General features: G+C 36.4%; 19 protein-coding genes and 1 CRISPR repeat array (1 of these 20 cut by a window edge). Of the genes, 8 read left to right on the forward strand and 11 right to left on the reverse strand.

What is annotated here, in order from left to right; genetic code table 11:
* Nucleotides 1-3: direct repeats of the CRISPR family, unit length 31 nt (it extends 357 nt beyond the left edge of the window).
* 271 nt (nt 4-274) lie between these two features.
* The 4 genes from ATHE_RS13755 (at nt 275) to ATHE_RS13770 (ending at nt 4956) form a co-directional block, all read left to right on the forward strand.
* Nucleotides 275-2161 (forward strand): sialate O-acetylesterase, encoded by a 1887-nt coding sequence (locus tag ATHE_RS13755; protein ID WP_015909018.1) that lies wholly within the window; start codon nt 275-277, stop codon nt 2159-2161.
* Nucleotides 2162-2188: 27 nt separating this feature from the next.
* A complete protein-coding gene (locus ATHE_RS13760; protein WP_015909019.1) occupies nt 2189-2986 on the forward strand; it encodes a polysaccharide deacetylase family protein in 798 nt (265 codons plus the stop codon).
* Nucleotides 2987-3019: 33 nt separating this feature from the next.
* Entirely contained in the window at nt 3020-4246 is a 1227-nt protein-coding gene (locus ATHE_RS13765) for an endo-1,4-beta-xylanase (RefSeq protein ID WP_015909020.1), read from the forward strand.
* Between the two features lie 155 nt (nt 4247-4401).
* The gene (locus ATHE_RS13770; protein ID WP_015909021.1) at nt 4402-4956 is read left to right on the forward strand and encodes a biotin transporter BioY; all 555 of its coding nucleotides are present in this window, start codon (nt 4402-4404) and stop codon (nt 4954-4956) included.
* Here ATHE_RS13770 and recD2 read toward each other — a convergent pair.
* The 5 genes from recD2 to ATHE_RS13790 all read right to left on the reverse strand — a co-directional run bounded on the left by recD2 (nt 4886) and on the right by ATHE_RS13790 (nt 8499).
* Complete coding sequence (recD2, locus tag ATHE_RS13775; protein ID WP_015909022.1) at nt 4886-7111, reverse strand: SF1B family DNA helicase RecD2; 2226 nt, start codon at nt 7109-7111, stop codon at nt 4886-4888. The genes ATHE_RS13770 and recD2 overlap by 71 nt on opposite strands.
* A gap of 49 nt (nt 7112-7160) precedes the next feature.
* Nucleotides 7161-7673 (reverse strand): hypothetical protein, encoded by a 513-nt coding sequence (locus ATHE_RS13780; RefSeq protein ID WP_015909023.1) that lies wholly within the window; start codon nt 7671-7673, stop codon nt 7161-7163.
* A gap of 84 nt (nt 7674-7757) precedes the next feature.
* Nucleotides 7758-7907, reverse strand: coding sequence for a YvrJ family protein (locus ATHE_RS14435; protein WP_013404408.1), 150 nt, complete (start codon nt 7905-7907; stop codon nt 7758-7760).
* A gap of 110 nt (nt 7908-8017) precedes the next feature.
* Complete coding sequence (locus ATHE_RS13785) at nt 8018-8230, reverse strand: DUF2922 domain-containing protein (protein WP_013431413.1); 213 nt, start codon at nt 8228-8230, stop codon at nt 8018-8020.
* A gap of 56 nt (nt 8231-8286) precedes the next feature.
* Complete coding sequence (locus tag ATHE_RS13790; protein WP_013404410.1) at nt 8287-8499, reverse strand: DUF1659 domain-containing protein; 213 nt, start codon at nt 8497-8499, stop codon at nt 8287-8289.
* A gap of 208 nt (nt 8500-8707) precedes the next feature.
* Here ATHE_RS13790 and spoVAC point away from each other — a divergent pair, with 208 nt between their 5' ends.
* The 3 genes from spoVAC to spoVAE are packed head-to-tail and all read left to right on the forward strand — an operon-like array spanning nt 8708 to nt 10597.
* Nucleotides 8708-9166: a stage V sporulation protein AC gene (gene spoVAC / locus ATHE_RS13795; protein WP_015909024.1), complete on the forward strand. Its 459-nt coding sequence runs from the start codon at nt 8708-8710 to the stop codon at nt 9164-9166.
* A gap of 19 nt (nt 9167-9185) precedes the next feature.
* Nucleotides 9186-10196 (forward strand): stage V sporulation protein AD, encoded by a 1011-nt coding sequence (gene spoVAD, locus ATHE_RS13800; protein ID WP_015909025.1) that lies wholly within the window; start codon nt 9186-9188, stop codon nt 10194-10196.
* Nucleotides 10197-10243: 47 nt separating this feature from the next.
* Entirely contained in the window at nt 10244-10597 is a 354-nt protein-coding gene (gene spoVAE / locus ATHE_RS13805; protein WP_015909026.1) for a stage V sporulation protein AE, read from the forward strand.
* 48 nt (nt 10598-10645) lie between these two features.
* Here spoVAE and csx20 read toward each other — a convergent pair whose 3' ends face one another.
* The 4 genes from csx20 to ATHE_RS13825 all read right to left on the reverse strand — a co-directional run bounded on the left by csx20 (nt 10646) and on the right by ATHE_RS13825 (nt 13230).
* On the reverse strand, nt 10646-11026 hold the full coding sequence (gene csx20 / locus ATHE_RS13810) for a CRISPR-associated protein Csx20 (protein WP_231503405.1): 381 nt from the start codon (nt 11024-11026) through the stop codon (nt 10646-10648).
* 163 nt (nt 11027-11189) lie between these two features.
* Nucleotides 11190-12032 carry a hypothetical protein gene (locus tag ATHE_RS13815; RefSeq protein ID WP_015909027.1) on the reverse strand — a complete coding sequence of 281 codons (843 nt, stop codon included), beginning with the start codon at nt 12030-12032 and terminating at the stop codon, nt 11190-11192.
* Between the two features lie 78 nt (nt 12033-12110).
* Nucleotides 12111-12521 (reverse strand): hypothetical protein, encoded by a 411-nt coding sequence (locus tag ATHE_RS13820; RefSeq protein ID WP_015909028.1) that lies wholly within the window; start codon nt 12519-12521, stop codon nt 12111-12113.
* A gap of 121 nt (nt 12522-12642) precedes the next feature.
* A complete protein-coding gene (locus ATHE_RS13825; protein WP_015909029.1) occupies nt 12643-13230 on the reverse strand; it encodes a hypothetical protein in 588 nt (195 codons plus the stop codon).
* Between the two features lie 305 nt (nt 13231-13535).
* Between ATHE_RS13825 and ATHE_RS13830 the strand changes: the two genes are divergently transcribed.
* Complete coding sequence (locus ATHE_RS13830) at nt 13536-13796, forward strand: stage V sporulation protein S (RefSeq protein ID WP_013404418.1); 261 nt, start codon at nt 13536-13538, stop codon at nt 13794-13796.
* Between the two features lie 158 nt (nt 13797-13954).
* Here the strand turns inward: ATHE_RS13830 and ATHE_RS13835 are convergent, their stop codons facing one another.
* Both ATHE_RS13835 and ATHE_RS13840 read right to left on the reverse strand, forming a co-directional pair.
* Complete coding sequence (locus ATHE_RS13835; protein ID WP_015909030.1) at nt 13955-14356, reverse strand: hypothetical protein; 402 nt, start codon at nt 14354-14356, stop codon at nt 13955-13957.
* A 164-nt stretch (nt 14357-14520) separates the two neighbouring features.
* The gene (locus ATHE_RS13840) at nt 14521-17571 is read right to left on the reverse strand and encodes an EAL domain-containing protein (protein ID WP_015909031.1); all 3051 of its coding nucleotides are present in this window, start codon (nt 17569-17571) and stop codon (nt 14521-14523) included.
* Between the last annotated feature and the right edge of the window lie 65 nt (nt 17572-17636).

Consider the following 17636-nt stretch of genomic DNA (forward strand, 5'->3'; position numbering starts at 1 on the left):
GAAGGTTGGGGTCTGAGTGAAAATTTTTTGACCTTTGAAATTCCTTTAACGGAGCATTATGCTGCTTTTGAATTTTTACTCAAAGGCTAAAATAATTCTTTTAAAAGATTTTGCCAAGTGCAGTTTGGCAGACAAAAAAGACAACAAAAATATTTTTTTGGTTTTATTTTATTTCGTGAGATGATATAATCTTTTTAGAAACTATGTTGTATATTTTTTTATTTTCATGAAATCGCTTTCCTATCTAAAATATTAAAAGTTAAGGTGATTGAGTATGTCGTTAAGAATGCCTTATTTAATTAGCGACGGTATGGTGCTTCAAAGAAACAAACAAATAAATATCTGGGGCTGGGCTGAACCATGCAAGATGGTAACAGTAAATTTCCTGGGAAAGTCATACACGGCAGTAGCTGACCACTTGGGAAAATGGAAAGTTACTTTGCCACCCATGGATGCCGGCGGTCCATACTTTATGGAAATCAAATGCCAACATCATGCTGTTACAATCAAAGACATTCTCATTGGAGATGTGTGGGTATGCTCTGGACAGTCTAATATGGTTTTGCCGATGGAGAGAGTCATCGATTTATATCCTGAAGAGCTTGATGACTGCAATATTCCGCTTATCAGACAGTTTACAGTCCCCGAAAAATACAATTTTAAAGGTCCTCAGGAAGAGTTAGAAGGTGGTACTTGGGATGTTCTCAGCAAAGAAACACTTCTTAAGTTTTCTGCCGTAGGATACTTTTTTGCAAAAGCGCTCTATAAAAAATACAATATACCAATTGGATTGATTAAATCATGTGTTGGTGGAACACCAATTGAGGCGTGGATGAGCAGTGATATAGTATACAAATTTCTTGAGAATCCCGATGAACTTGAAAAACTCAAAGATGACAGTTATATAGAAGCTGTATCCAAAGAAGAGGAAGCTAAAATAAAAGCTTGGTTTGATTATTTAAATGCAAACGATACTGGTCTTAATAGCAATCCTCCATTTTTTGATGAAAATTGTTCTACATCGGACTGGAAAGCTATAACCATACCAGCTACATGGAAAGAGATGGGGCTTGATTCAACAATAGGTGTTGTATGGTTCAAAAAAGAAATAAACATACCTTCTTGCATGGTTGGAAACCCAGCAAGGTTATATCTTGGGACAATTGTTGACAGCGACTTTACATATGTCAACGGAAAACTTGTTGGTTCAACTTCATATCGATATCCGCCAAGAAAGTATAATATACCTGCTGGTCTTCTAAAAGAAGGAAAAAATACAATTGTTGTAAGAGTTATAAGCAATGATGGAAATGGTGAGTTTGTAAAAGGAAAGGAATACAAGTTGTTTACAGAAGATTGCAAGATAGACCTCAAAGGTCAGTGGCTGTGCAAGGTGGGTGTTAGAAGCCCAGAACCTTTGCCGCAACAAACTTTTTGGCAGTACAAACCTACAGGTCTTTTTAATGGAATGATTGCACCACTATTAAATTACAGTATAAAAGGTATAATATGGTATCAAGGTGAATCCAATACAGACAGGCCTGAGGATTACTGTAATAAACTGTGTAATCTTGTTGATGATTGGAGAAAAAAATGGGGTGATAGCAGTCTACCTTTTCTATACGTACAGCTTGCGAACTTTATGGAACCAAAACCGCAGCCTTGTGAGAGCAACTGGGCAAGGTTGAGGGAAGAACAAAGAAGAGCACTTTTGCATCTTGACAATGTGGGAATGGCAGTTGCAATTGACCTTGGTGAGTGGAACGACCTTCATCCATCGAACAAAAAAGATGTGGGTGAAAGACTTGCTTTACTTGCACAAAAAGTTGCATACGGTGAAAAGGACTTGGTTGCATCCGGGCCTTTATACAAGTCTATGAAAATTGAAGGAAATAAAATTATTTTGGAATTTTCAGAAGTCGGAAGCGGACTTATTGCAAAAGGTGATAGTATACTTAAACATTTTGCAATTGCTGAAAAAGATAAAAGATTTATTTGGGCAAATGCTATTATTGAAGGTAACAAAGTTATTGTTTGGAACGACAGTATTAAAAACCCTGTTTACGTGCGATACGCTTGGGCTGACAATCCAGAAGGCGCAAATCTTTATAACAAAGAAGGATTGCCTGCATCACCTTTTACAACCGAAGATGAGATTTAAAATTTTTTTTAAATGGGGTGATTATAGATGAAAGTAAGCTATCTGTTTCCTAATGGCAGGTCCAAGGCTCTTACAGTAAGCTATGATGACGGACAGGTATATGACAGAAAACTTGTCAGCATATTTAACGAATACGGGATTAAAGGAACCTTCTTTTTAAACTCTGAAACTCTTGGCAAAGACATCTTTATCCAACCTGATGAAGTTGTAACTCTTTATAAAGGGCATGAAGTTGGCATACATGCAAAAACCCATCCTTTTTTAGATTCTATACCCCTTGAAGGTATAATCGAAGAAATTATTGAGGACAGGAAATTTTTAGAAGGTATGGTTGGATATCCTGTCAAAGGAATGTCATATCCATATGGAGTTTATAATGAAGATGTGATAAAAATTTTACCATCACTTGGCATTGAGTATTCAAGGACAGTAAATTCAACTTATAACTTCAACATGCCAGAAAATTTTATTGTTTGGAATCCCACATGCCACCACAAACAAAATCTGCTGGAAATTACAAAAAGATTTTTGGAAATAGAAAACAAAAATCAGCTTCAGCTTTTGTATGTGTGGGGACACAGTTTTGAATTTGAACGAGAAAACAACTGGGATTTGATTGAAGAGTTCTGCAAGATGATTTCAAAAGCAAGTTCTGTCTGGTTTGCGACAAATATTGAAATTGTAAGATACGTCAAGGCATTGAAAATGCTTGAGTTTTCTGTAGAAAGAGATGTTGTTTATAATCCTTCGGCTATTTCAGTATGGCTTTTGGTAAATGGCAATGTTGTTGAGGTAAGCGGTGGTCAGATTGTAACTCTTAAATAATTGAGAAAAAACATTTTTTGGGAGGTTTTTAAGGTGGATAGATACAATCATCGAAAAAGCCAGATGTTATTGAAAATTACCACAGCTGATGGTAAACCCTTGAAAAATGCTGAAATTACAGTTCGTCAAATCAAACACAAGTTTTTATTTGGATGTGCAGAATTTTCAGTTGTTCCTTTTGTAAACGGTGAGTTTTCAGGTGACTTTAAAGAAAAAGCTGAAATGGCTTTTGAAAAATTTGTTGACCTTTTCAACTTTGCCACTCTTCCTTTTTACTGGGGCAGGTTCGAACCTGTCAGAGGAAAACCAGATACTCAGCGACTCAAAAACGCTGCCAAGTTCCTTAAAAATGCTGGATTTGTTCTCAAAGGTCATCCACTTTGCTGGCACACAGTTACTGCTGACTGGCTTTTGGAACTTACTAACAACCAGATTTTAGAAGCACAGCTTATGCGTATAAAACGCGAAGTAAGCGATTTTGCCGGTCTTATCGATATGTGGGATGTAATAAATGAGGTTGTCATAATGCCAAACTTTAATAAATACGATAATGGAATTACAAGAATTTGCAAACAATTTGGCAGGATGGGTCTTGTTAAAATGGTGTTTGACGCGGCAAGAGAAGCTAACCCAAAAGCTATTTTGCTAATCAACGACTATATTGTATCAGATGCATATGAAATACTGATTGAGGCGTTGCTTGACAAAGGTGTGAAGATTGATGCAATAGGAATACAGTCGCACATGCACCAGGGTTTCTGGGGAGTTGAGAAGACTCAAGAGGTGCTTGAAAGGTTTTCACGTTTTGGTTTGCCACTTCACTTTACAGAAGTCACATTAATTTCAGGAAAGCTTATGCCTCCATATATAAAAGACCTCAACGACTATAAACCTGAAAGTTGGCCATCAACCGTAGAGTGTGAAGAAAGGCAGGCAATGGAAGCAACGCTGTTTTATAAAATGCTCTTTGCGCATCCGCTTGTTGAAGCAATTACCTGGTGGAATTTCATTGATACTTTTGCTTGGCTTGGCGCACCAGCAGGATTTATTACAAAAGACGGAAGGGTAAAACCAATTTATAATGCTCTTTATAATCTTATTAAAAAAGAATGGTGGACAGGCACACAAAACCTTGTCACAGACCAGGATGGTTTTGTGAAGGTATCAGGTTTTATGGGCGAATATGAAGTATCTTTTAAAGATAAAAAATCAAAATTTACACTTGACAGGACACATGAAGTTGCTCAGATAATTTTATAATCGAAAATTATTCTTGATATGAGGGGCTTAAGTAAAATTCTTTTGCTATGGCCCCTTTTTTATTTGAACAATTATTCTTGACAAGCTGATTTTTTGCTGTTATATTTTTAGTAAACCATTTTAAATTATTGGTTTACATTAAGGAGGTAAAGAACATGGAAAATGCAAAGACCACATATACAACAAAAATGCTTGTTCTGTCTGCGCTTTTTACGGCAATAGTTGCTGTGTGTGCACAAATTTCAATTCCGATTGGGCCTGTGCCATTTACACTGCAGGTTTTAGCAATTTTTTTAGCAAGCTTGATTCTGCCGCCAAAGTATGCGTTTTTGAGTCTTCTTGTGTATGACCTTTTAGGGGCTGTCGGCGTGCCTGTGTTTGCTGGTTTTTCCGGTGGACTTTCTAAATTTGTAGGACCCACTGGTGGGTATTTGATAGCATTCCCAATTGCAGCTTTTGTTACAAGCTACATAAATACCAAAAAGCCATTAAAAAATGAAATAGCGAACTCTATCTTGGCGCTCATCTTAGGGCTTGCAATTATCTATATCATTGGATTTTTGTATCTGTCGTGGGCTGCACACATGACACTTAAAAAAGCTTTTGCAGCAGGTGTTCTGCCATTTATAATCCCCGACATCATAAAGCTTGCAATTGCATATTTGATTGCCCGCGCAATAAAAAGTCGCAAAGCGCTGAATATCGCATAGCCTCTTTCTGGTTTGCTATCATATACTCTAAGGCGCTTTTTTTACCCACCAGCACAACAAGTTCTTTTGCCCGTGTTACGGCAGTGTAAAGGAGGTTTCTTGTCATCAAAATGGGGTAGGTCTCAACAACCGGCATCACTATGCACCTAAACTCAGACCCTTGAGATTTGTGAACAGTCATGGCATATGCAAGTTCTAAGTCGTCAAGCAGCGAAAAGTCGTAATACACAAGCTTTTCATCGTCAAACAAAATTTCCAAAGCACCTTGAGCCCTGTCGATATCCTTTACAACTCCAATGTCGCCGTTGAATATCCCTGTTGAGGCCCTGCCCTTCTCCTCTCCTTGTACAATCTCATATTCCAGCGAATAGTTGTTTTTCACCTGCATGACCTTGTCCCCAACCCTGAACAGGTTTTCCTTGTAGGCATACTCCTTTTTAGATGGATGAGGCGGGTTGAGGTACTGCTGCAACACGCGGTTTAGATTGTACATCCCAACAATTCCCTTTTTGGAAGGGCACAAAACTTGAATGTCTGTCATCGGGTCGCACGAAAGATAGTTTGGAAGTTTTTTGGTCACAAGCTCAATTACAGTTTTTAAAATCTCTTCCTGAGAGTTTTTCTGGATAAAATAAAAATCGCTCTCCTTTTGAAGATGTGGAAACTCTCCCCTGTTTATCCTGTGAGCGTTGAGAACTATAAAACTATTTTCGCTCTGGCGATACACCTCGGTCAAAGTTGTACACGGCACAATCTGGCTTTTTATAAAGTCTTTTAAGACATTTCCTGCACCAACAGATGGAAGCTGGTCTTTGTCTCCAACAAGGACAATTCTTGTCGTCGGCTTTGTTGCAGCAAGAAGATAGTTCATAAGGAAACTGTCTACCATGCTCATTTCATCAACCACAATAACATCGCATTTTAAGGGATTATTTGGTCCTTTCTGGAATATAACATGTGTGTCTAATACTGTTATTTCTAATAGTCTATGGATTGTCTTTGATTCTCTTTCACATGCTGCCTGCATCCTCTTTGCAGCCCTTCCCGTCGGCGCGCAAAGAAAAACCTTTTTGCCTTCGCCCTCGAAAATCTGAATGATGCATTTTATGATTGTAGTTTTTCCTGTTCCAGGACCGCCTGTTATGATGCTAACACCTTGTGTCAGCGCCATCTTGATAGCTTTTTTCTGATTTGGCGAAAATGCAATACCGTTTTTTTCTTCAAACTGTGAGATTTTTTCATCTATATCAGCAATGTCATCATATTCTTTTAGCATTGACAGGATTTTATCTGCTATATACCTTTCACACTCATAGTAGCCGTACAAAAACACCATCTCTTGAGAGTCAACCTCATCTTTCACAATTCTTCTTTCTTGAGCTAAAGCTTCAATTGCCTCTTCTATTTTTTCCACTGGAAGGTCAAGGGTTCTGATACAGAGCTGTTTGAGCCTATTTTCTGGCAGGCATGTGTGCCCTTCGTTGTTTGCTGCCAATGTCAAAAGATTGAGTATCTTGGCAGATATTCTTCTTTTGTCGTCTGGCATAACTCCCATGTCAAGTGCAAGCCTGTCAACTTTTTTAAAGTCAAGCTCCGGAAATACATCCAAAAGAAAATATGGATTTTCCTGCAAAAGTGACAGAGCAGAAAATCCATAAAGCTTAAAAAGTCTCATTGCGTGGTTCTGTGAAAGCCCGTACTGTGAAAAGATTGACATGATATCTTTCAAAAATTTCTGGAATGCGAACATATTCCTTATCCGCTCAACCTTTTCAGGTGTCATGCCGCGAATGCTCAAAAGCTTTTCAGGCTCTTGTTGCAAAATCCTTGCTGTGTCATCCCCAAAGGTATCAACAATCTTTTTAGCAGTCTTTTGACCGATACCCTTTATCACCCCAGAGGAAAGATAAAGATAAATCTCATCCTTTGTCTGTGGCAATAGCTTCTCAAGGTAACTTACTTTAAGCTGCTGACCATATACTGGATGAACATAAAACTCACCGTACACGCTTACCTTTTCACCAATTGCAATGTCTGGAACTATCCCTACTGCTGTAAACACTTCATCGTCACATATTATCTCAAACACTGTATAATTATTTTCCATATTCTTGTAGATTATATCACTTACCATGCCCTGAATGTTTTGCTGCATATTTTCATTTCTTCCCCTTCAAAAATTGCGATTTGCCTGCTACATTATTTTACTCCAATCCGAACACATTCTCAAGCTCACACTCTTCTTTTATTTTAAGTGCACCCTGCGACCAGATACCCTGCAGATAGTCTGTTATGACAGAAGCAAGAGTTATCCTCTTTTTAAAGTACTTTGCAGAACCAAGACAGCTCAATACAGCTCCGCAGCGCAAAAGCATCTCAAAGTGGTCGTCTTTATCGTCAATTCTGAATATCTGGCTCATGTTCACATAACCAAATATGGGGTCTGTTTTCACAACTGCTTTTCTTGTCTTTACAGGAATGAAGGTAGCATCCGGAAGAACAATGGGAAGAAGATTTTTTTGACCAATTCTCTGTGCGATAAGTTTTTTGATTGCCTGGCAGTCTATTGCATAAAGTGAATATAGTTTTTTGGAAAAACTTCGAATTGACATTGGTACAATCTTCTTTTCGCCGCTTAAAAAAAGAATCAGCACACTGTCACCATTTTCCGTGTAGTGTGGCACAAAATATATGATATCTTTTGGAATGCTGTTCATAAGTGATATCACCATCCTGAAAAAGGCTTTATTTTCCATATTTTTAAAAGTATATTTTTATTATATCGAACATTTTTTTGCATGTCAATTGTTTTTCATCTGCAAAATCTTTTCAGAAAGCTTGTCAATGCTATCAGAGAGCTTGTCTATCTTGCTTTCAAACCTTGTAAGAAGATAGATGCAAAGCACAATCGGAAAACCTATGTTGGCAATGTTGGCAATTATATCTTGCATATTTTTTTCACCTCCTATCCCCTTAGTTTGTTATGGACACTAAAAGTTTTTAAAAACAAGCCGACCTGCCAAAACTCAAAATGTCAGGTCGGCACATTCTATGTTTTTTTTTATTGTCCGATTAAAGTGTTTACCTCTCTGTCAACAATTCTTGCTGATACCTTTTCAACAATCGGACTTGATGTTACAAATATGTTCTTTTGAACAATCAAGTTCATCACACTGTCAACCTCGGCTGCTGTTAAGCTTGGTTTTGGGTCGGGGATTGAAAGTCTGAAGTTTTTTCCGTTTTGAAGCTTGAATGTCAACACCAGAGTAAGCATCCTTATTTCACCTCCTTTCTGCTATTTTTTGTGCTTTCAAAAGCTTGAAATGTCAATTAGTATAAAAGCTCAAAGTTGTTGCTTCTTATAATTGTGTACAACGGCTTTGACTGAAGGCTTGCAATTGCTTGACCAACCTGATACACATCCATATCCTGTGCTTCTGGCTTGATATCAAAAGAGAGTGTCTTGAGCCTTATTTTGCCAGTGGATGTCGTGCCGTTTTCAAGTTTGAGCTGCAATGAGCCTACAAGTGGTTTTGCTGCCATCTTCGCCTCACCTCCTTTCTGCCTCTATTTTAAACTCTTGATAGGGACATTTTCAAAAATTATTCGAACGTTTGTTTGTAAAATCTGAGTGATATTTTAAGCTAAATATCAATCAGATTGTTCTAAATCTCGCTTGGTTGTGAATAAATCTCAAAAAAATTTAAAATAATATCATCTTGAGGTTTTGTTTACGGGGGTGCTTTGCAAAGTGAACATCAAAGATAAGAAAGCCTCTGAATACCAGGTACTTGTAAAGGTAAACGAGCCAAAGACAAACTCTTTTAAAAACTGCATCTTGGCATTCTTAGTTGGCGGGGCTATCTGTGATGTTGGTCAGGCGTTTTTGAATCTCTATAGTAACTTCTTTCCAAAAGACGAGGCCCAGGTTCTTACATCTATCACAATGATATTTCTTGGCTCTTTTCTGACAGGCCTTGGTGTATACGATAAAATTGGAGCTTTTGCTGGAGCCGGTTCTATTGTTCCCATCACAGGGTTTGCAAATTCTATTGTCTCGCCTGCAATTGAGTACAAAAAAGAGGGGTTTGTGTTTGGCGTTGGAAGCAAAATGTTTTTGATTGCAGGACCTGTTCTTGTATATGGAATTTCCACATCCATACTGGTAGGGCTTTTGTACTACCTTGTTAAAGTATTTCCTGGGATATGAAAGTGAGGCTGCCATTGCAATGAAGCTGGGAAGGTCAACATACAGATTTGAATCAAATGTGGCTATATCCGACTGCTTTACAGTTGTTGGAAAAAAAGAAGGTCAAGGACCTCTTTCAATATATTTTGACATGGTTATTGAAGATGAGTACGCAGGACAAAAGTCTTGGGAACTTGCAGAGGGAAAGCTATTAAATATTGCTATTACAAAGCTTGTGCAAAGGGTAGGGGAAAACCCAGATAACATAGACCTGATTTTAAGCGGTGACCTTTTAAACCAGCTGTCAAGCTCACACTTTGCTGTAAGAGACCTTGATATTCCGTTTGTTGGCATATACGGCGCATGTTCTACCTTTGCCCTGAGCATTGGGCTTGCCTCAATATTTGTTGATGGTGGTTTTGCAAAAAATGTGATAGCTGCAACATCGTCTCACTTTTGCTCTGCCGAAAAGCAGTTTAGATACCCTTTGGAGCTTGGAACACAGAGACCTCCAACATCCCAGTGGACAGTGACGGGAGCTGCTGCCTTTTTGATAAGACAAGAAGATAGTTTGCATTCCCCCAAAATTACACACTTCACAGTTGGCAGGATACTTGATTTTGGAATAAAAGACCCAAACAACATGGGAGCGGCAATGGCACCGGCTGCGTTTGACACTATTATGAGGCACTTTTCTGATACAAAAAGAAGTTTTGAATACTACGACATGATAATCACAGGTGATTTGGGGTATGTTGGAAGAAAGCTTCTTGATGAGCTTTTCAAAAAGGAAGGGATAAGATTTTCTTCTGAGCTTTTTGACTGTGGAATTTTGATGTTTGACCCAAAAACTCAAAATACAGGCGCTGGAGCAAGCGGGTGTGCAGCTTCTGCCTGTGTGTTTGGCGGGTATCTTTATAAGCTTTTGCGTGAGCAAACATTTGAAAGGATTTTGATTGTGCCAACTGGTGCTTTAATGTCTCAATCAACAGTTCAGCTTGGTGAAAGCATCCCTGTGATTGCCCATGCACTTGCCATTGAGATGTTGTAGGAATTGCCTGCTTTTAAGATTTTTGCAAAAAGGAGTGATGGTAAAAAATGGACTACCTGAAGGCATTTTTAGTTGGCGGGCTTATCTGTGTTGTGGGGCAAATTCTCATTGACAAGACAAAGCTCACATCTGCACGAGTTCTTGTTTTGTTTGTAACGCTTGGGGCAGTGCTGCAAGGCCTTGGGATATATCAAAAGCTTATTGAGTTTGCCGGGGCGGGGGCAACAGTACCCTTGCCCGGCTTTGGTTATTCTCTGGCAAAAGGTGCAATTGATGAGGTATCGAGAGTTGGTATTGTTGGAGCGTTTACAGGTGGCGTTTCAAGAACAGCTGGTGGCATCTCTGCTGCAGTGTTTTTCGGGTATGTAATCTCGCTGATTTTTAATCCAAGGAGTAAGTAGCAAAATTCAGGATGAGTTCAAACAAATGTTGAGTGTTATCCTTATTTACTACCTGCACAGAATGTATCTTCTAAACCTCCCATGTCTAAAAACCTTGAGAAGCTCAACAGTTCCATCGGACCTCACAACTTCCTTTGCCACTCTTTTTGTTGTTAAATAAATGGGCACAAAACCATTTTTAAAACACCAGCTCACAAGGTAAAATGTTGCTCCAAAGTCACCTTGAATGAGGCAAAAGTTTTCTTTTTCTCCTCTGTTTTGGAGCAAAAAAGCTTTGATATTTTCAAACATCTCATCTGTCAGCTCTACATCTGGCGGAATGTTGCTCCAAAAATCCTGAAGCTGAGGTGGAAGATTTACAATTTCCTCAACCTTTAAAGCTTCTCTTGTTTCTTTTTCTTGTTCTTGAGAAAGTTGGTGGTTAAAAATTAAAGTTCAAAATATTTGCGACATAACTATTTTTTGCGGCTAAGAAGAGAATATATATTGTTTACTTCCGAAAATAATACCAACAAAGCACCAAAATAAGGCAGATTGTTTCTTTTAAAATCAAAAAAGCTGCAACCAAAAGGGCTGCAGCTTTTAAAGTCTTTTACTTTTCATCAAAATCATCGAACAGGTCTGAGATGTCAAACTTTTCTGAATCAACATCATCAACTTCAAATTCTTCAAAAATTGTGTCTGTCTCATTTTTCTCCTCATAGTCTATGTTATAATACTCACACATAAAGTCTGCAACAGCAATGTTCAAGTCAAGTTCGCCTATCTGGTCTGATATTGAAAACGGGTCAAGTCTTTTCCATATGGTCTTAACATCTTTTTCCTTTTCAAGATGTTTAATGAAAATTTCCAGTCCGGCTTTGTCAAGAGCAAGAACAACTGTCTGCCCGGCTTTGACAGGTGATTTCTTGCTCGGCTTTGCAAGAAACACTTTTAACAAAAACTCAACAGCCATTTTGTCTTGTTCTGTGATAAGTCTCTTCTTACACTTTTTACACTCTAAGTACGCAACATCTGCAAAGTTTATAAGTCCAAGCTTTGCAAGATACCCTTCGTCCTGCCACTTAAGTTCAAGGTTATCTTCCCCACATTCAGGGCAGATACTCGGTTGCACAGTCAATTTTACAAGGTTGTGGAAAAACTGATGGTCATAATCTTCCCCTGCCGAGTCTATATCTGATAGTTTTTCAAGCCAGCACAAATTGGTATCACAAAAACTATCTTTTTCATTTTTTTTGTATGGGCACAGACCAAAAAACAGCGGACAGAACTTAAAATATAAAAAGTCTCTTATACTACCAAAGCTTATATATTCATCTTTCATGAGCTCTCTTATTGCCGCGTTTTCTAAGAGCTTTTTTTCAACAAAGTCAAGAATTGTCTGACTATTACCAGATTTTATTAAATTTTTGTTTTTATAATCTTTATTATTCATAACAATACCAGCCTCTTTTTCAAAAAATAAGCTTTCATAATATTTATACCACTTTTCAGAAGCTTTGAACACAATTTTTTACTTGAAAACGGTATTGATAGCCTTCTTTAAAAACTCAAAATCTTTTTCTGCCAAGCTTTTGAGCGGTTGAATGTCAATAAGATAATCCCTTATAAGTTTTGAATTCTCATCTTTTTCGTCTTCAAGTTGTGAATACAAAACTTCTATGTTTCGAGCTGTCAAGGTAGTCCCAATTTTGCTTTTCAAAAACACATTACATTTTATTCTGCACTCTAAAAACTCTTTCTGTTTAAGCAAAATCAGTTCACTCAAAACTTCTGTTACATCTATCGAAGAGTTCGCGTATCTTGCTTTAAAATCTTTAATTTCTATAATTATATCATCTATTATATCCTTTTGAACATTCAAATTCATAGACTTTAATTCTTGAACTACCTTATCCACAAATATTTCAAATGAAGGCGACATTTGCGAAAAAATACCAACATCAATATCTTCAAATATATTTTTGAACCTATCCAGTACCTGCTGTGAATAAAAAGTAACTGTTACTTTTTTAATCTTTACCCTCTCCTTTGTGGCTAAAATTTCATTTTTTGTTTATATCATCTTTGAAAGACAAAAGCTGTGTAAAATACATAATCTGATTTTGAAAAAAATCTTTCAAAATTTCTTTCAAAGGTGCAACAATAAACTTTTTGCTAATTGGACTTACATAAAGGTCATAATAATCAGGTCCTTTGAATATTATCTCAAATTCCTTAAAATTCTTTTTAAATTCTCTCTTTATCTCATCAATTGTTCTTGCATAAATAATGTTCATCGCAACATTTTCTTCGTTTTCCAATAGCTTTTTATATGCATCGCATATGTCAAACGGCACAAAATCTGACATTGGAAAGTTTATATAAAGGTCTTCAAAATGCTGATAAAGAGCACATGGCATTATCATTTTCTCTTTGTACTTAGCAATAATACCATAATATCCTTCTCCAAGCCAGATTATCGGAATCATATCAGTTGTAAGCAAAGAAAATATTTCCAAATTGTTGTTTGCTGTCCAGATTTTAAATGAATTTAGCATGCAAAGAATATCTTTTGCATATACAATGTGTAAAAACTCTTTGTAAAACGAATTTGCAACATCAAAGCTCTTGAGCTGAGTTTGCGATGGCAAAGGCACCTTTATCTTTTCTAAAAACTCGTGTGTGTATATCCATTTGTTTTCTTGTATTATTGTGTTTAAAAATTCTGAAAATGTTAAAATGCCTAAAACCCTCCTTGAACACTTTTCAATAAAATTCTTATTTGAATTTTATTTTAACCCAACTTATATGAAATTACAAATCCACATTTTAAATTTTATTCAATTTTAACTCTTGCAAAATTATACTTTTTTCTACTAAAATTTATATTGTATCAATATACATTCTTGAACTTTTTCTGTTACAAATCAAAAAAACAATTTGGAGGGGTGGTTGTATGGAAGTTTTAAAAGTTGCTGCTACATCAATGCCTCAGAAGGTTGCAAATGCGCTTGCTGCAATTGTAAAAGAACAGGGTGAAGCAGAACTTCAGGCTGTTGGTGCATCTGCTGTAAACCAAGCTGTAAAAGCTATTGCTATTGCTCGTGGAAAGGTTGCTCCAAACGGAATTGACCTTTATGTAATTCCAGCATTTGCAGATATAGTAATTGACGGTGAGAAGAAGACAGCTATCAAGTTCATTGTAAAGTCAAGATAAGATAAAATAAATAATAGCAAATGGGGCTGTCCAAAAAGATAATTGGATAGCCCCTTTTCTTACAATATATAGTTTTTGATTTATTTAACTTTACCTATATATTGCGAAATAAGAATTTTAAAATTTTGTTTTTAGACAACCCCATTTGTTTTGCAATCTTATTTTTGATGACAGCAAAAATTTATCTCAATTTTACCATCACTACCAACATCTATTCTGTCTATCTTCACTCCCTTTAAATTACCAGTCAAAACCTTTTGAAGGTCTATTTCAAGCCTGTCTTTGAGAAGTTTTATACCTTCAATCTTTCCATCTTTAAATTTCCCAAGTAAAAAACCATATATAATGAGGCTTTTCGAAGGGTCAAACAATATTAAGAATTTGTTTTGGTCTGATTCTATGGTAAATCTCAAAGACATTTGAGGCAAAAAAGCAGCAGGTTTTACATTAACTTTCACCTCATTTTTGTCTACCTCAACATTTGTGATAATCTCAGGTATGTCAACATTTTTAAGAAGAATATCAACAAACTCTTTTATTTCAAATGAAACAAACCCCACTTGACGATCCCCTCTTTTTATAAAAGCTTTCGTAATCTATTTTAGAAAGTTTTTTTACATAAATTTTATATACCCAAAAAGGATAATCATTAAAGTCAAATTTTTTGTGAAAATCAAGCTGATTAAAAAAATAAGCTGCCCTCTGGCAGCCTTTGCAAATCTTTTTAGACAGTTATTTTTCTTTCTATCAAAAGCTTTTCAATTTCAGTTTTTGGCACGGGCTTTGAAAATAAATACCCCTGTGCAAAATCGCATCCTATTTCTTTTAAAATCTCAAGCTCTCTTTTAGTCTCAACACCCTCTGCTATAACTTTTAAATCAAGCTTATGAGCCATCAATATTATGCCCTCAACAATTGCTCTGCTCTCTTTTGATAATTCAATCTCTGAAATAAAGCTTCTGTCTATTTTAACTCCTCCAATTGGAAGCCTTCTCAAATAAATCAAAGATGAATACCCTGTCCCAAAGTCGTCTATCAAAAATTTTATTCCCAGCTGGCAGAGAAAACTTAAAATCTTGAGTGAAACATCAAAATTTTCAACAGCTCCTGTTTCGGTTATCTCAAATGAAATTTTTTGTGGATTAACACCATATCGCTCAATTTGTTTTTGTATCATCTTCTCAAAAAACTTTGTCTTAAGCTGTCGTGCTGAAATATTTATCGCCATGTGTAGATAGCTAATCCCCTTTTTCTCCCAATTTTTAAGGTCCGAAAAAGCCTTTTCTATGACCATCTCACCAATTTTTACTATAAGCCCGCTGTCTTCTGCAACAGGAATAAATTCAAGCGGTGAGATGATACCTTTTTCGGGTGAGACCCATCTCAAAAGGGCTTCCACAGAATGAATCTCCATATCTTTTAAGTTTATAACAGGCTGGTAATAAAGCTCAAACTGGTCAGCTTCAATAGCCTTTTTGAGACTTTTTTCAATTTCAATTTTTTTAAAATTCTTCATCAGCATGAAAGGCATAAAAATTTGAAAATCGTTCTTGCCATTTTCTTTTGCAGAAGATAGTGCCATGTCAACATTTCTGAAAATTTCTTTGACGCTTCTGCCATCGTCAGGATAAAATGATACACCTATTGAGGCGGAGGTAAAGATGCAACCTTCTATCTTTTGTATATAAATCTCACTTTCAAAGATGCCAAGAAGCTTAGTGCAAACCTCAATTACCTCCTCCTTTTTAGCAAGACCATCCAGAATTACGGCAAATTCGTCTCCCCCAACTCTTGCAAAAAAGGTATTAAGTTTTATGCTATTGAGATATTCTAAAATCTTCTTGGTTACAGCAATTAAGTATTCATCTCCGGCTTCATGCCCATACAGGTCGTTAATGTCCTTAAAATTGTCAATGTCTATGAGCACAACAGCACCTTGAGTTTTCTCATCTTCGGCTTTTTTAATCAGACTCTCCAACCTATCTTCAAACAGTTTCCTGTTTGGCAGGTTTGTCAGTGCATCATAGTAGGCAATGTATTCTATCCTATGTTCATACTCTTTTTTGGCTGTCCAGTCAATGTTTACTGCAATAATCTTCTCAGGTTTATCTTCTTCGTTGTATAAAATCTGAACATGAGAGGAAATCCAGCGCCAGTTTCCGTGTTTGTCTCTTATACGTGATTCAAATTCCACTTTCTCTTCATGAAGAAGTATAGCATCCTGCAATTTTTTGAATACAGTAGCTCTGTCATCCTCATGGAAAAATTCAAGCCATGCTGAAAAATCGTTTTTTGATTTTATCACATCAATGTCAAATTGATCTTTGAGCTTTCCATAAAATTCAATCTTCTTTTCATTAAAATCTATCTCCCAGATACAATCAGAGACATTTTCTACCAGAAACTTGTATTTTTCTTTTTCTTCCATCAACATTTCCGACTGCTTGTTTAAAATATCCAAGGTATTCATAAGTTCCTGGTTGGTCTGTTCAATCTCTTCGTAGCTTTCTTCTAAAAGCTGTTGTGTTCTTTTTATCTGCGTTATGTCAAGCCCTGTTGAAATAATCAAAGGCTCGTTTAAGTACGGGTTTTCGATAAGAGTATTGTTCCACAAAATCCATCTTGTGTCGCCATTTTTTGTCACAATCTCATTTTCATGGTCATTTAAAATCTTTACTTCTGAAATTCTTTTAAAAAGATTTTCTATATACTCACGCCTGTGGGAAGGAATAAAAATATCAACCCATTTTTTGCCCACAACCTCTTCACTTTTGTACCCAGTAATCTGTTCTGCAAACTTGTTAAAATATATTATTTCGCCTTTTAAGTTGAGAGTCAAAACAATTGCATTTGCATTCTCTGCTAAAAGCTGGGCGTACTTTTCATAAGCTTGTTTGCCACGTTCAAGTCCTCTATTTATTCTTGTCATTACAAATATTATCACAGACGCAGCAAAAAGTATTATGATTAAAAGATACAAGGCAGACAGTAATATTTGCCTGTTTTTCCTCTCAAAGTATTCAGGTGAATATGTGGAAAAATAGTTGTAATAAAGCTCATCAAATATACCTTTGTTTATAAGAAAATTTAACCTCTGGTTTATGTACGCAACAAGTTCTGGTCTTTTCTTGCTCACAGCAAATGCACTTTTTACAGTAAAGATGTTTTTGATTTTGAGCTCTGCCCTGTCGCTCAGGTTATTTTTAACAAGAAAGTAATTGGCTATTTCCTGGGACATCAAGGCAGCATCAATCTTTCCATCCACCAAGGCGTAAATCAAATCTTCAATTGTAGGGTACGTATAATATTTATTTACACCCAGCTTTTCTTTTAAAAGGGTTTCTGTGTAATCAGATTGCATAACTCCTACCATGAAATCCTCAAGGTTTTTAAGCGATATATTTTTCGAAAATTCTTTGGATGTATAAAGTCCTACATGTCGTGTAAATATTGGTTTTGAAAAATGCACCTCTTTTTTTCTCTCTTCAATTATGGCAACAGGAGCTGTGACATCAATTTTTCCTTCGACAAGCTTTTTGTAAACCTGACTCCATTCATCGCTTGAAAGTTCAAGTTTGAACTTGTCAGGTTCAAATACAAGATTTGCAAGGTCAATGGTAAATCCATAAATCCTGCCGCCTGATGTATAAGAAAATGGCGGATAGTTTTTATCAACTTCAAATTTCACAGGTGTATGACTGGCATTTGCAAGTGATATATGAAATAACATCAGCAAGACTGTAAACACAAATAGAATAGCTTTATTATTTCTCATCTAAATTCTTCCTTTTTGATATGCAAAAATATACTTTTAATTCTAACAAAATATATACCCATTTT

This window comes from Caldicellulosiruptor bescii DSM 6725, from assembly GCF_000022325.1.
GTDB classification, from domain to species: domain Bacteria; phylum Bacillota; class Thermoanaerobacteria; order Caldicellulosiruptorales; family Caldicellulosiruptoraceae; genus Caldicellulosiruptor; species Caldicellulosiruptor bescii.